The sequence below is a fragment of the Yoonia vestfoldensis SKA53 genome (assembly GCF_000152785.1).
In the GTDB taxonomy this organism is placed as follows: domain Bacteria; phylum Pseudomonadota; class Alphaproteobacteria; order Rhodobacterales; family Rhodobacteraceae; genus Yoonia; species Yoonia vestfoldensis_A.
Window position 1 is genome coordinate 546,888 of record NZ_CH672414.1, and the last position, 12,704, is coordinate 559,591.

Sequence of the window (12,704 nt, forward strand, 5' to 3'; positions counted from 1 at the left end):
GGTTGCATTGCAATCCGGTTATGATCAGGTCACACGGCGGGCTTGGACCAAGCCCTAGGGGGACAGGATGTTTCAGGTATTAACAGGATCATGGGCTCTCTTTCTGGGGATGTTCCTGTTGATGGTGGGCAACGGGCTGCAAGGCACATTGCTGGGCCTGCGCGGCGAGATGGAAGGTTTCAGCACGCTGGCGTTGTCCGTCGTGATGTCGGCCTATTTTCTGGGGTTCCTGTTTTCGTCACGTTTCACGCCTGAACTGATCCGCCGTGTCGGGCATGTGCGGGTGTTTGCGGCGATGGGGTCGATGATTTCGGCCGTGCTGATCTTGTATCCGACATTGGTGGACCCGATTGCCTGGACCGTCGGGCGGGTGATCATGGGGTTTTGTTTCTGTGGCGTCTATATCACCGCCGAAAGCTGGCTGAACGACGCGTCCAGCAATGCCAATCGTGGCAAGGCGCTGTCGCTTTACATGATCGTGCAGATGGCGGGGATCGTGTTCGCGCAATATGTCGTCAGCATCGGTGATGTGTCGGGCTATGTGATCTTTATCATCCCGTCGGTTCTGGTGTCGCTGGCCTTTGCGCCGGTGCTGTTATCGGCGCGCCCGATGCCCGCCTTTTCCGCGACCAAACCGATGAAGATCAAGGACCTGATCAAAACCTCGCCCTTGGGCTGTGCGGGCATGTTCCTGCTGGGCGGTGTGTTTGCCGCGCAATTCGGCATGTCGGCGGTGTACGGCAGCCGCGTAGGGCTGAGCGTGGGGGAAATTTCGTTCTTTATCTCGGCCATCTATGTGGCGGCTTTGGTGCTGCAATATCCGATCGGCTGGCTGTCTGACAGGATGGACCGGCGCAGGTTGATCATCTGGATCGCCATGCTGGGCGGTCTGGGGTCGCTGATCGCCTTTATCGTGCCGGGCAGCTTTTTGCTGATCATCCTCAGCGGGGCCATCGTGGGTGGCACGTCCAACCCGCTTTATGCGCTGCTGATCGCCTATACCAATGATTACCTCGAAAAAGAGGATATGGCCGCCGCATCCGGCGGGCTGTTGTTCATCAACGGGCTGGGCGCGATCATGGGGCCGCTGATCGTGGGTCTGATGATGGATGTGATCGGCGATAACGGGTTTTGGCTGTTCACCGCTGTTCTGATGCTGGGGGTCGGCATCTTTGGCATGGTTCGGGCCACGCAGCGTGATCGCGGTGCGCTGGATCTGGATCAGGTGCCATATGCGCCGGTATCGGCCGGATCATCCGCCGTTGCCGTCGGTGTCGCGCAAGAGGTTTATCTGGACGCCGCCAGCGACGAAATCGCGGCCCGCACCGACTAGACCGCGCGAAATCGTGGCGCGTTTGCCACGAAGCTCTTGTCAGATCACGCTTTGTCTGTTCCTTTGATCCTAGGGACGGCATCAGCGGGGGACGGGACAGTGACGCGCGAAGACGAGGTTCTGGCCTTTTGGCTTGATGAATGTTCCCCGGCGGATTGGTACAAATCCGATCCGGATTTTGATGCCCTGATCCGTGACCGTTTCGAACAGACATGGCGGGACGCGACCGAAGGGTCGCTGGGGCTGTGGTTGACCCATGCAACCGGCACGCTGGCCTATATCATCCTGACCGATCAATTCCCGCGCAACATGTTCCGCGACACGGCCAAGGCGTTTTCGACCGATTTTCTGGGTCTGGCTGCCGCCAAGATGGCGATTGACCGCAATTGGGACATGAAAATCGCAGAACCGGCGCGCCAGTTTTTCTATCTGCCGCTGATGCATTCCGAAACCCTGTCCGATCAGGACCGTGCTGTCCGGCTGATCCATTCACGGATGCCCGAAACCGGCGACAACAACCGCGACCATGCCCGCGCGCATCGCCGGATCATCCGTGATTTCGGGCGCTTTCCCTATCGCAACGCGGCCCTTGGGCGGCGCACCAGCCCTGCTGAACAGACGTTTCTGGATGCGGGCGGATATGGCTTTGCCCTGCGCGCCTTGCAGGAAAAACCGGCCTGAACTGCCTTGCATCCGCGCGATAGCTGATATGACCCAAGGTCACTGGAGGTCGCCGCCAAATTAGTTTAACGTTCAACTAATTCTGAACAGGGAGGGCCAGATGGCTGCGAAAAACTTTGATCTGATCGTTATCGGGGCTGGTCCCGGCGGTTATGTGGCCGCGATCCGCGCGGCACAGCTGGGCATGAATGTTGTGGTGGTCGAGCGCGAAAATCTGGGTGGGATTTGTCTGAACTGGGGCTGTATCCCGACCAAGGCGATGCTGCGATCCTCCGAAGTGTTCCACCTGATGCACCGCGCCAAGGAATTCGGCCTGAGCGTGGAAAAGGTCAGCTATGATCTGGACGCCGTGGTCAAACGTTCGCGCGGTGTGGCCAAGCAGATGGAAGGCGGCGTCAAGCATCTGCTCAAGAAAAACAAGGTCACCGTTATCATGGGCGAGGCGACGATCCCCGCCAAGGGCAAGGTCTCGGTGAAAACCGAAGCCGGCACCGAGGAACTGACCGCCAAAAACATCGTGCTGGCCACCGGTGCGCGTGCGCGCAACCTGCCGGGGCTGGAGGCGGATGGCGCGCGTGTCTGGTCCTACCGCCACGCGCTGGTGCCACCGCATATGCCCAAAAAACTGCTGGTCATCGGATCGGGTGCCATCGGCATCGAATTTGCCAGCTTCTACAACACTTTGGGTGCCGAAACGACTGTGGTCGAAGTGATGGACCGCGTCCTGCCTGTCGAGGATGCCGAAATCAGCGCCTTTGCGAAAAAGCAATTCGTCAAGCAGGGCATGGTGATCATGGAAAAGGCGACGGTCAAACAGCTTGACCGCGCCAAGGACAAGGTCACTGCCCATATTGAAAGCGGCGGCAAGGTCGAGACGCGGGAGTTTGACACCGTGATCAGCGCCGTCGGTATCGTGGGCAATACCGAAGGGCTGGGGCTAGAGGCTTTGGGCGTCACGATCGACCGCACCCATGTGGTGACCGATGAATATTGCCGCACCGGGGTGGAAGGGCTTTATGCCATCGGCGATATCGCGGGCGCGCCATGGCTGGCGCATAAGGCGAGCCACGAAGGCGTGATGGTCGCCGAATTGATCGCGGGCAAACATGCCCATCCCGTCAAACCCGAAAGCATCGCAGGCTGCACCTATTGTCACCCGCAGGTCGCATCCGTCGGCTATACCGAGGCGAAGGCCAAGGAATTGGGCTATACTGTCAAGGTTGGCAAGTTCCCCTTTATCGGCAACGGCAAGGCCGTGGCCTTGGGCGAACCCGAAGGTCTGATCAAGACAGTGTTCGACGCCAAGACCGGCGAATTGCTCGGCGCGCATATGGTCGGCGCGGAAGTGACCGAACTGATCCAGGGCTATGTCATCGGTCGCCAGTTGGAAACCACCGAAGAAGACCTGATGAACACCGTTTTCCCGCATCCGACCCTGTCGGAAATGATGCATGAAAGCGTGCTGGATGCTTATGACCGCGTGATCCACATGTGACCCGTAGGGTGGGTTCAAACCCACCTTACCCCTGCCAAAGGCGCGGCTTGCCAATTGCAGGCCGCGCCTTTGGCCGTGCTTGCAAATAAATCTGTAAATGTTCTATGAATGTTCCGGAAAGCCATTGGACCGGCGCGCCTGTCGGCTTATGTGCAGGGCTTGGACGAGGGATGACCCATGGCAGAGCTGAAATATATCGCGGTGCGCGGCGCGCGCGAACATAACCTCAAGAACATCGATGTGGATATTCCGCGCGACCAGCTTGTTGTGATCACTGGCCTGTCGGGGTCCGGCAAATCGTCGCTCGCCTTCGATACGATCTATGCCGAAGGGCAGCGGCGCTATGTGGAATCCCTGTCCGCCTATGCGCGCCAGTTCCTCGACATGATGGAAAAGCCCGATGTCGATCACATCAGCGGCCTCAGCCCCGCGATTTCCATCGAACAAAAGACCACCAGCAAGAACCCAAGGTCCACCGTCGGTACGATCACTGAAATATACGATTATCTGCGTCTGCTGTTTGCCCGTGCCGGAACGCCCTATTCCCCCGCCACCGGCCTGCCGATCGAGGCCCAGCAGGTGCAGGATATGGTGGACCGTGTCATGGCCCTGCCCGAAGGCACGCGCGGCTATTTGCTGGCCCCGATCATCCGCGACCGCAAGGGCGAATACCGCAAGGAATTTCTGGACCTGCGCAAACAGGGCTTTCAGCGGGTCAAGGTGGACGGACAGTTCTATGAATTGGACGAACCGCCCACATTGGACAAGAAATTCCGCCATGACATCGACGTGGTCGTGGACCGGATCGTCGTGCGTGCGGGGCTGGAAACGCGGCTGGCGGACAGTTTTCGCACCGCACTTGACCTTGCCGACGGGATCACCGTGCTGGAAACCGCCCCCGCCGAGGGTGAGGGCGCGCCTGAACGCATCACGTTTTCGGAAAAATTCGCCTGTCCGGTGTCCGGTTTCACGATTCCTGAAATTGAACCACGCCTGTTTTCCTTTAACGCGCCTTTTGGCGCTTGCCCCGATTGTGACGGGCTGGGGGTGGAATTGTTCTTTGACGAACAATTGGTCGTCCCCGATGTCACGCTGAAAATATCCGACGGTGCGCTGGCCCCGTGGCGCAAGGGCAAATCGCCCTATTTCCTGCAAACCATCGAATCCATCGCCAAACATTACGGGTTCAACAAGAACGCCCGCTGGAAAGACCTTGACCCAAAGGTGCACAATGTGTTCCTGCGCGGGTCCGGCTCCGAGGAAATCAAGTTCCGCTATGACGAAGGCGGGCGCGTCTATCAGGTTGAACGCCCTTTTGAAGGCGTGATCCCCAATATGGAACGCCGCTATCGTGAGACCGACAGTAACTGGATCCGCGAAGAATTCGAAGCTTATCAGAACAACCGGTCCTGCGGCACCTGCGGTGGTTACCGGTTGCGGGCCGAGGCGCTGGCGGTAAAGATCGGTGGCCAACATGTCGGCCAAGTCGTGCAGATGTCGATCAAGGAAGCCTATGACTGGTGCCTGACCGTCCCTGACAGCCTGAGCAAGCAAAAGAACGAAATCGCCGTCGCGATCCTGAAGGAAATCCGCGAGCGGCTGGGGTTTTTGAACAATGTCGGGTTGGATTATCTGACCCTGGCGCGCAATTCGGGCACTCTGTCAGGCGGCGAAAGCCAGCGCATCCGTCTGGCCAGCCAGATCGGGTCGGGGTTGCAAGGCGTGCTTTATGTGCTGGACGAGCCCAGCATCGGGCTGCACCAGCGCGACAATGACCGCCTGCTGACCACGCTGAAAAACCTGCGCGATCAGGGCAATACCGTGATCGTTGTGGAACATGACGAAGAGGCGATCCGCGAGGCCGATTATGTCTTTGACATCGGACCGGGGGCGGGCGTGCATGGCGGGCAGGTTGTGGCGCAAGGCACTCCGGCCGAGATCATGGCGAATGAAAATTCGATCACAGGGCTATATCTGACCGGCAAGCGCGAAATCGCCGTGCCCAAGACCCGCCGCAAGGGCAAAGGCAAAAAGATTACAGTGGTCAAGGCCAGCGGCAATAACCTGCACGATGTGACGGCGGATTTCCCGCTGGGCATGTTCGTGTGTGTCACCGGCGTATCGGGTGGCGGCAAATCCACCCTGACGATTGAAACTCTGTTCAAGAACGCGTCCCAGAAACTGAACGGTGCGCGCCAGACGCCTGCACCCTGCGAGACGATCAAAGGGTTCGAGCATCTCGACAAGGTCATCGACATCGACCAGCGCCCCATCGGGCGTACCCCACGGTCGAACCCTGCGACCTATACCGGCGCCTTCACCCCGATCCGCGACTGGTTTGCGGGTCTGCCCGAGGCCAAGGCGCGCGGCTATAAGCCGGGGCGGTTCAGCTTTAACGTCAAGGGGGGCCGCTGCGAGGCCTGCCAGGGCGACGGCGTCATCAAGATCGAGATGCATTTTCTGTCCGATGTCTATGTCACCTGCGAAACCTGCAAGGGCGCGCGCTATAACCGCGAAACGTTGGAGATCAAGTTCAAGGGCAAAAGCATCGCCGATGTGCTGGATATGACGGTGGAAGAAGCGCAGGGCTTTTTCACCGCTGTGCCGTCGATCCGCGAAAAAATGGATGCGCTGATGCGCGTAGGGCTGAGCTATATCAAGGTCGGCCAGCAGGCGACGACCCTGTCAGGCGGCGAGGCGCAGCGCGTGAAGCTGTCCAAGGAATTGGCGCGCCGGTCCACGGGACGCACGCTTTATATCCTTGATGAACCCACAACGGGCCTGCATTTCGAAGACGTGCGCAAGCTGCTGGAAGTGCTGCACGAACTTGTCGATCAGGGCAATTCGGTGGTGGTGATCGAACATAACCTTGATGTGGTCAAAACCGCCGATCATGTCATCGACATCGGCCCCGAAGGTGGCGATGGCGGCGGCCGGATCGTGGCGGTTGGCACGCCCGAACAGGTAGCCGAGGTCGCCGAAAGCCATACGGGGCGGTATCTGAAACCGATGCTGACACCGCGCAAGGTCGCGGCCGAGTAGGGACCACCCGATCCTTCGGGATCGGGCGGGCGCGCCGCGCGGGAGTATTTTTGGAAATAAGAAGTTACGGGCGCTGGCGTGTTTCAAACCGTGGCAGCATGGCAGAAAAGTCTTTGCCGCGCCCATCCTCGGTTTCGACGAAACGCGCGTAAAGCGCGGTGGCAGCCTGACCCAGTGGCGTGTCGGCTTGGGCCGCTTCGGCGGCCTGCTGGCTGAGGCGCAGGTCCTTGAGCATCAGTTCGGCGGCAAAACCGGGTTGATAGCCGTTGTCGGCGGGGCTGACAGGGCCGATGCCGGGGGCGGGGCAATAGCTGGTCATCGACCATGACGCGCCCGATGAGGTGCTGACCACATCGAACATCGCCTGCCGGTCAAGGCCCAGCTTGTCGGCCAGCGCGAAAGCTTCGCAGGTGGCGATCATTGTCACGCCGAGGATCATGTTGTTGCAGATTTTCGCGGCCTGCCCGTTGCCCGCCGCGCCGCAATGCACCGCCTTTTGCCCCATGATGGCAAACAGCGGTGCGACCGTCTCGAACGCGGGCAGGGGGCCGCCGGCCATGAAGGTCAGCGTGCCGTTTGTGGCGCCCCCGATCCCGCCCGAGACGGGCGCGTCGATGGCGTATAGCCCGTGGGCTATTGCCTGTGCTGCGACGGTGCGCGCGCTGTCCACATCGACGGTCGAGCAATCCAGATGGATCGCACCCTGTTTCATCGCGGGATGGAGCTCTGCCGCGACTGTGCGCAGGATATTGCCATCGGGCAGCATGGTGATGACCACATCGGCGTCTTGCGCCGCCGCAGCCGCGCTGGGGGCCAGGGTCAGGCCAGTGGGCTGTGCCACGGGGTCAAAGCCTGTCACCTCATGGTCGCGCGCGAGGTTGGCGGCCATCGGCGCGCCCATATTGCCAAGCCCGATAAAGCCGATTTTCATGTTGCATCCTCCCAGATCAGTGCGTCCTTGCCCAAGGGGGCGGTCATCGCGGTGATGTCGTCGTCTGTGTAATTTTGCCAGCGCGGGCTGCGGTCGCGGTCGATAATTGCGGCGCGGATGCCTTCGATGAAATCGCCCTGCGCGGCGCAGCGGAAAGTATAGCGGAATTCATGGTCCAGCGCTGTTTCGATCCGGGGGTCGCGCCGGACAGCGCCGATGATCCGCGCGGCCACGGCCATGGCCAGCGGTGCGTTATAGTCCAGCAATGGCAGCGCGTGATCGGCGAGCGTGCCACCCTGCGCTGCCAGCTTTGTGCGGATATCGGTGAGGTCAGGCGTGCCAAAGGCCGCGTCGATGGCTTTTTGCCAGTCTTTCAGGCGGCTTGGTGGCGGGGGGCTTGGTTGGATCGCCGCCACATTGCCTGTTGTGATCAGGACCGATTTCAGTGCCTCCCAAGAGGGGGCTGCGATGTAATGGTCGGCGAAACCGGCATGGATCGCATCGCCTGCATCCATCCTGTCGCCCGTCAGGCCCAGATAGGTTCCCAGATAGCCCTCTGCGCGCGCAAGGATCAGTGAGCCGCCCACATCCGGCACCAGCCCGATGCTGCATTCGGGCATGGCGATCCGGCTGTCATCACAGACAATCCGGTGGCTGGCGTGGCAGCCGATACCGACACCGCCGCCCATGGTGAAACCGTGCAGAAAGGTGACGATGGGTTTGGGGTAATGGTGGATTTTGCGGTTCAGCCGGTATTCGTCGCGCCAGAACCGCTGGCCATAGCCAAAATCGCGACGCTGCGCGCTGGCATACATATCTGCGATATCGCCACCCGAACAAAAGGCGCGATCCCCCGCGCCGTCGATCAGGATCAGGTCAACCAGATGGTCGGTGCGCCAGTCATCCAGCGCTGCCTCGATCGCGAGACACATGTCCCAGGTCAGCGCGTTCAGCGCCTTGGGCCGGTTCAGCGTGATCAGCCCCGCGCGCCCGTCCTTGCGGATGATGATGTCGCTCATCGGATCATCTGGCGCGCTGTGATCAGGCGCATGATCTCGTTCGTGCCTTCCAAAATCTGATGGACCCGCAGGTCGCGCACGATTTTCTCGATCCCGTAATCAGCCAGATAGCCATAGCCGCCGTGCAGTTGCAGGCATTGATCGGCCACCATGCTGCCGGTTTCGGTGCAGAGCTTTTTCGCCATGGCGCAGAATTTCGTGGCATCCGGCGCGCCCGTGTCGAGCTTCCACGCCGCTTGCCGCAGGAAGGTCCGCGCCGATTGCAGGGCGATTTCGGCATCCGCCAGCCGGAATTGCAGGCCCTGGAACTGGTCGAGCGATTGGCCAAAGGCTTTGCGGTCTTTCATATAGGCCAGCGTCTGGTCCAGTGCGCATTGCGCAGCCCCGATGGAACAGGCCGCGATATTCAGCCGCCCACCGTCCAGCCCGGCCATCGCATAGCTGAACCCTTGGCCTTCGACCCCCAAAAGATTGCCCAAAGGTGTCGCGCAATCGTCAAGCTGTACCTGCCGCGTGGGTTGCGACCGCCAGCCCATCTTGTCCTCGAGCCCGCCGAACGACAGCCCGGGGGCGTCGCCTTCGATCAGGATCGCGCTGATCCCCTTGGGGCCTGCGTCGCCGGTGCGGGCCATCACGATATAGGCGTCCGAATAGCCACCGCCGGAAATGAAGGCCTTGGTGCCGGTCAGCAGATAGGTTTCATTGTTGCAGGTCGCGCGGGTTTTCAGCGCCGCGGCGTCAGAGCCAGAGCCGGGTTCGGTCAGGCAATAGGACAGGATCAGGTCCATCGACAAAGCGCGCGGCAGGATGCGCGCCTTGAGATCATCGGACCCATAGCTGTCGATCATCCGCGCGCACATGTTGTGGATTGATAAAAACGCCGCGACGGATGCGCAGGAGTATGACAACGCCTCGAACACCAATGTTGCGTCAAGGCGCGACAGGCCCGCGCCGCCGCTGTCCTCGGACACATAAAGACCGCCGAACCCAAGCTCGGCCAGTTTCGGCCACAGGGCTTTGGGGATGGTGCCGTCGCTATCCCAGTCACGCGCAAAGGGCGCGATATGCTCTTGCCCGAAGGCCAGCGCCATGTCGAAAATTGCGGATTGTTCCTCGGTCAGCGCAAAGTCCATGGTGCCTCTCCCAGCAAGAAATGAACACTTGTTTAATTATTGCGCGCCTGCGGGTGGTTTGGCAAGGGCGGCGTGCGCCCTTGCCGACAAGTTCATTCCATCAGCGGGATGGAAAAGGCGCTACCGTCCTTGATGCCCGATGGCCAGCGCGAGGTGATCGTCTTGGTGCGGGTGTAGAATTTGAACGCATCCGGCCCGTGCTGGTTCAGATCGCCGAACATGGATTTCTTCCAGCCACCAAAGGTGTGATAGGCCAAAGGCACGGGGATCGGCACGTTGATGCCCACCATACCGATATTGATCCGGTTGGCGAAATCGCGCGCGGCGTCGCCGTCGCGGGTGAAAATCGCGGTGCCATTGCCATATTCATGGTCCATTGCCAGACCCAAGGCTTCTTCATAGTTTTGGGCGCGCACGACGGACAGGACGGGGCCAAAGATTTCCTTGGTGTAGATGTCCATGTCCTTGGTCACCCGGTCAAACAGATGCGGGCCGACAAAGAAACCGTCCTCATAGCCCTGCAATTTGAAATCGCGGCCATCGACAACCAGATCGGCGCCTTGGGCCACGCCGCTTTCGATCAGTTTGAGGATGTTTGCCTTGGCGGCGGCGGTCACGACAGGGCCGTAATCGACGTCATTGCCCGATGTATAAGGGCCGACCTTCAGCGCCTCGATGCGGGGGACCAGTTTTTCGATCAAGCGGTCGGCGGTTTCCTCGCCCACCGGCACCGCCACCGAAATTGCCATGCAGCGTTCGCCTGCAGCACCGTAGCCCGCGCCGATCAGCGCATCGGCGGCTTGGTCCATATCGGCATCGGGCATGATGATCATATGGTTCTTGGCACCGCCGAAACATTGCACGCGCTTGCCGTTGGCGCAGCCGCGGCCATAGATATATTCCGCGATGGGGGTGGACCCGACGAACCCGATCGACTGGATCACGTCATGGTCAAGGATCGCATCTACCGCTTCTTTGTCGCCGTTGACGACTTGCAGGATGCCTTTTGGCAGGCCCGCTTCTTCCATCAATTCGGCCAGCATCAAGGGGACCGACGGGTCACGTTCGGAGGGTTTGAGGATGAAGGCATTGCCGCAAGCAATCGCAGGGGCGAACATCCACATCGGGATCATGGCAGGAAAGTTGAAGGGCGTGATGCCGGCGGTGACACCCAGCGCCTGTTTCATCGAATACATATCAATGCCGGGGCCGGCGCTGTCGGTGAATTCACCTTTCAGCAGCTGTGGCGCGCCGATGCAATATTCGACAACCTCCAAGCCGCGCACGACGTCGCCCTTGGCGTCGGGGATGGTCTTGCCATGTTCACGCGACAAAGCCTCGGCCAGCTTGTCCATGTCGCGGTTCAAAAGGCCGACAAAGGCCATCATCACCCGCGCACGGCGTTGTGGGTTGACCTTGGCCCATTTGGGCTGTGCCTCGGCGGCGATCTGGACAGCCTTGTCCATCTCGGCGGCATTGGCCAGCGGGACGCGCGCCTGCACTTCGCCGGTCGCCGGGTTATAGACATCGGCAAAGCGGCCCGACGTGCCTTTGACATGTGCGCCGCCGATGTAATGGGTCAGTTCCTGCATAGCATCCTCCATTGGGTTTGGCGGACTATAGCCTTGCGTTTTTGTCCGTAAAAGAGACAATATACCAAAATCATTTTGCATTAATGCAGGACAGAATGGATAATTGGGATGACATGCGGGTGTTTCTGGCCGTTGCGCGGATGGAAAGCCTGTCTGCGGCAGCCCCGCTGACGAAAATGGACCCGGCCACCCTTGGCCGCCGGATCACGCGGCTGGAACGCAGCCTTGGGGCGGCTTTGTTTGTGAAATCGCCCCAAGGCTACGCGCTGACCGATCTGGGAGAGCGTTTGCGCGACCGCGCCGCCGATGCCGAAACGCAATTCGCGCTTGCCATCGAGGAAACGCGCGGGGGCGCCACGGCGCTGACCGGCCAGATCCGTATTGGTGCGCCTGACGGTGTTGCCAATTTCCTGCTGCCGCAGGTCTGTGCGGCGCTGCAACGCGACAATCCCGATCTGGAAATGCAGGTGCTGGCCTTGCCGCGTGTCGTCAACCTGTCGCGGCGCGAGGCGGATATGGCGATCACCGTCAGCCCGCCCGCCGCAGGCCAGCTGATCGTGCAAAAGATCACTGATTACCAGCTGCATCTGGCGATGCGCGCCGATGCGCCCCCCGCCGAAACGCTGGATGATCTGCGCGGGCGGCCTGTCGTTGGCTATATCCCCGATATGATTTTTGACAAGGAACTGGATTATCTGGGGGCCTTGGGGGCAGGGGGGGTACAGCTTGCGTCCAATTCGGTCGCGGTGCAGTTGCAGATGATCCGCGCGGCGGGCGTGGGCATCGTGCATGATTTCGCGCTGCCCTTTGCGCCTGAATTGCGGCGCATCCTGACCGACAAGGTATCGCTGACGCGGACCTTGCATCTGGTGCGGCACAAATCGGCGCGGCAATCGGACCGGCTGACGCGGGTTGCCAGCGCGCTCAGCGCGGGGCTGCTGGCCGAGGTGGCGCGGCTTGAACGTATCGCGTGCTTGACAGATGCGCCTGCGGTTTGACAGGCTGAAGTAACGTCAGCGGATGGGGGGAACACATCATGATCGTCGGGCAAATCCTGAAAACCAAAGCCGATATGGGTGTTGTCTCGGTCAAGCCGACCGATATGGTGACCGATGCCGTGACGCTGTTGTCACAAAACCGGATCGGGACAGTGGTTGTGTCTGGTGACGGTGTCACGCTGGACGGTATCCTGTCGGAACGCGACATCGTGCGCGAATTGGGCAAACGTGGCGTGTCCTGTCTGTCTGCGCCCGTGTCAGAGATAATGACAGCCAAGCTGACCACCTGCACCACCGCCGACAGTGCCGATCTGGTGTTGCAGATGATGACCGAAGGCCGGTTTCGCCACCTGCCGGTGATGGACAACGGCACGATGATCGGGCTGATTTCCATCGGTGATGTGGTCAAGGCGCGCCTGTCGGAATTGTCGATGGAAAAAGACGCGCTCGAAGGGATGATCATGGGCCATTAAGCGGTTC

At 60.4% G+C, this 12,704-nt stretch carries 10 protein-coding genes; 6 read left to right on the plus strand and 4 right to left on the minus strand.

Translation table 11 applies throughout. The features are described 5' to 3' along the window. Positions 1-109 precede the first annotated feature (109 nt). The 4 genes from SKA53_RS02770 (at position 110) to uvrA (ending at position 6,551) form a co-directional block, all read left to right on the plus strand. Positions 110-1,333, plus strand: a complete 1,224-nt coding sequence (locus tag SKA53_RS02770; RefSeq protein WP_007204523.1) for an MFS transporter — start codon at positions 110-112, stop codon at positions 1,331-1,333. Positions 1,334-1,432: 99 nt separating this feature from the next. Further along, on the plus strand, positions 1,433-2,014 hold the full coding sequence (locus SKA53_RS02775) for a DUF924 family protein (protein WP_007204524.1): 582 nt from the start codon (positions 1,433-1,435) through the stop codon (positions 2,012-2,014). Positions 2,015-2,114: 100 nt separating this feature from the next. Then, positions 2,115-3,509, plus strand: coding sequence for a dihydrolipoyl dehydrogenase (gene lpdA / locus SKA53_RS02780; RefSeq protein ID WP_007204525.1), 1,395 nt, complete (start codon positions 2,115-2,117; stop codon positions 3,507-3,509). Between the two features lie 177 nt (positions 3,510-3,686). Continuing rightward, positions 3,687-6,551: an excinuclease ABC subunit UvrA gene (gene uvrA, locus SKA53_RS02785; RefSeq protein WP_007204526.1), complete on the plus strand. Its 2,865-nt coding sequence runs from the start codon at positions 3,687-3,689 to the stop codon at positions 6,549-6,551. A gap of 64 nt (positions 6,552-6,615) precedes the next feature. Here uvrA and mmsB read toward each other — a convergent pair whose 3' ends face one another. From mmsB to SKA53_RS02805, 4 genes are all read right to left on the minus strand, one after another. After that, a complete protein-coding gene (gene mmsB, locus SKA53_RS02790) occupies positions 6,616-7,482 on the minus strand; it encodes a 3-hydroxyisobutyrate dehydrogenase (protein ID WP_007204527.1) in 867 nt (288 codons plus the stop codon). Further along, positions 7,479-8,501 carry an enoyl-CoA hydratase/isomerase family protein gene (locus tag SKA53_RS02795; RefSeq protein WP_007204528.1) on the minus strand — a complete coding sequence of 341 codons (1,023 nt, stop codon included), beginning with the start codon at positions 8,499-8,501 and terminating at the stop codon, positions 7,479-7,481. Before SKA53_RS02795 ends, mmsB begins: the two co-directional genes overlap by 4 nt. Then, on the minus strand, positions 8,498-9,634 hold the full coding sequence (locus SKA53_RS02800) for an acyl-CoA dehydrogenase family protein (RefSeq protein WP_007204529.1): 1,137 nt from the start codon (positions 9,632-9,634) through the stop codon (positions 8,498-8,500). The genes SKA53_RS02795 and SKA53_RS02800 overlap by 4 nt, the downstream gene beginning before the upstream one ends. A gap of 92 nt (positions 9,635-9,726) precedes the next feature. Beyond that, entirely contained in the window at positions 9,727-11,226 is a 1,500-nt protein-coding gene (locus SKA53_RS02805) for a CoA-acylating methylmalonate-semialdehyde dehydrogenase (RefSeq protein WP_007204530.1), read from the minus strand. 95 nt (positions 11,227-11,321) lie between these two features. On the opposite strand from SKA53_RS02805, the gene SKA53_RS02810 reads away from it, so the two are divergent. Then, positions 11,322-12,224 (plus strand): LysR family transcriptional regulator, encoded by a 903-nt coding sequence (locus SKA53_RS02810; protein ID WP_007204531.1) that lies wholly within the window; start codon positions 11,322-11,324, stop codon positions 12,222-12,224. A 38-nt stretch (positions 12,225-12,262) separates the two neighbouring features. Then, positions 12,263-12,697 carry a CBS domain-containing protein gene (locus SKA53_RS02815; RefSeq protein ID WP_007204532.1) on the plus strand — a complete coding sequence of 145 codons (435 nt, stop codon included), beginning with the start codon at positions 12,263-12,265 and terminating at the stop codon, positions 12,695-12,697. Positions 12,698-12,704: the final 7 nt, after the last annotated feature.

Excerpts from the sequence above, each read along its gene's own strand:
- SKA53_RS02800 (WP_007204529.1), bottom strand. The coding sequence starts at position 9,634 with ATGGACTTTGCGCTGACCGAGGAACAATCCGCAATTTTCGACATGGCG.
- SKA53_RS02810 (WP_007204531.1), top strand. The coding sequence starts at position 11,322 with ATGGATAATTGGGATGACATGCGGGTGTTTCTGGCCGTTGCGCGGATG.
- SKA53_RS02770 (WP_007204523.1), top strand. The coding sequence starts at position 110 with ATGTTCCTGTTGATGGTGGGCAACGGGCTGCAAGGCACATTGCTGGGC.
- SKA53_RS02805 (WP_007204530.1), bottom strand. The coding sequence starts at position 11,226 with ATGCAGGAACTGACCCATTACATCGGCGGCGCACATGTCAAAGGCACG.
- mmsB (WP_007204527.1), bottom strand. The coding sequence starts at position 7,482 with ATGAAAATCGGCTTTATCGGGCTTGGCAATATGGGCGCGCCGATGGCC.
- lpdA (WP_007204525.1), top strand. The coding sequence starts at position 2,115 with ATGGCTGCGAAAAACTTTGATCTGATCGTTATCGGGGCTGGTCCCGGC.
- uvrA (WP_007204526.1), top strand. The coding sequence starts at position 3,687 with ATGGCAGAGCTGAAATATATCGCGGTGCGCGGCGCGCGCGAACATAAC.
- SKA53_RS02815 (WP_007204532.1), top strand. The coding sequence starts at position 12,263 with ATGATCGTCGGGCAAATCCTGAAAACCAAAGCCGATATGGGTGTTGTC.
- SKA53_RS02795 (WP_007204528.1), bottom strand. The coding sequence starts at position 8,501 with ATGAGCGACATCATCATCCGCAAGGACGGGCGCGCGGGGCTGATCACG.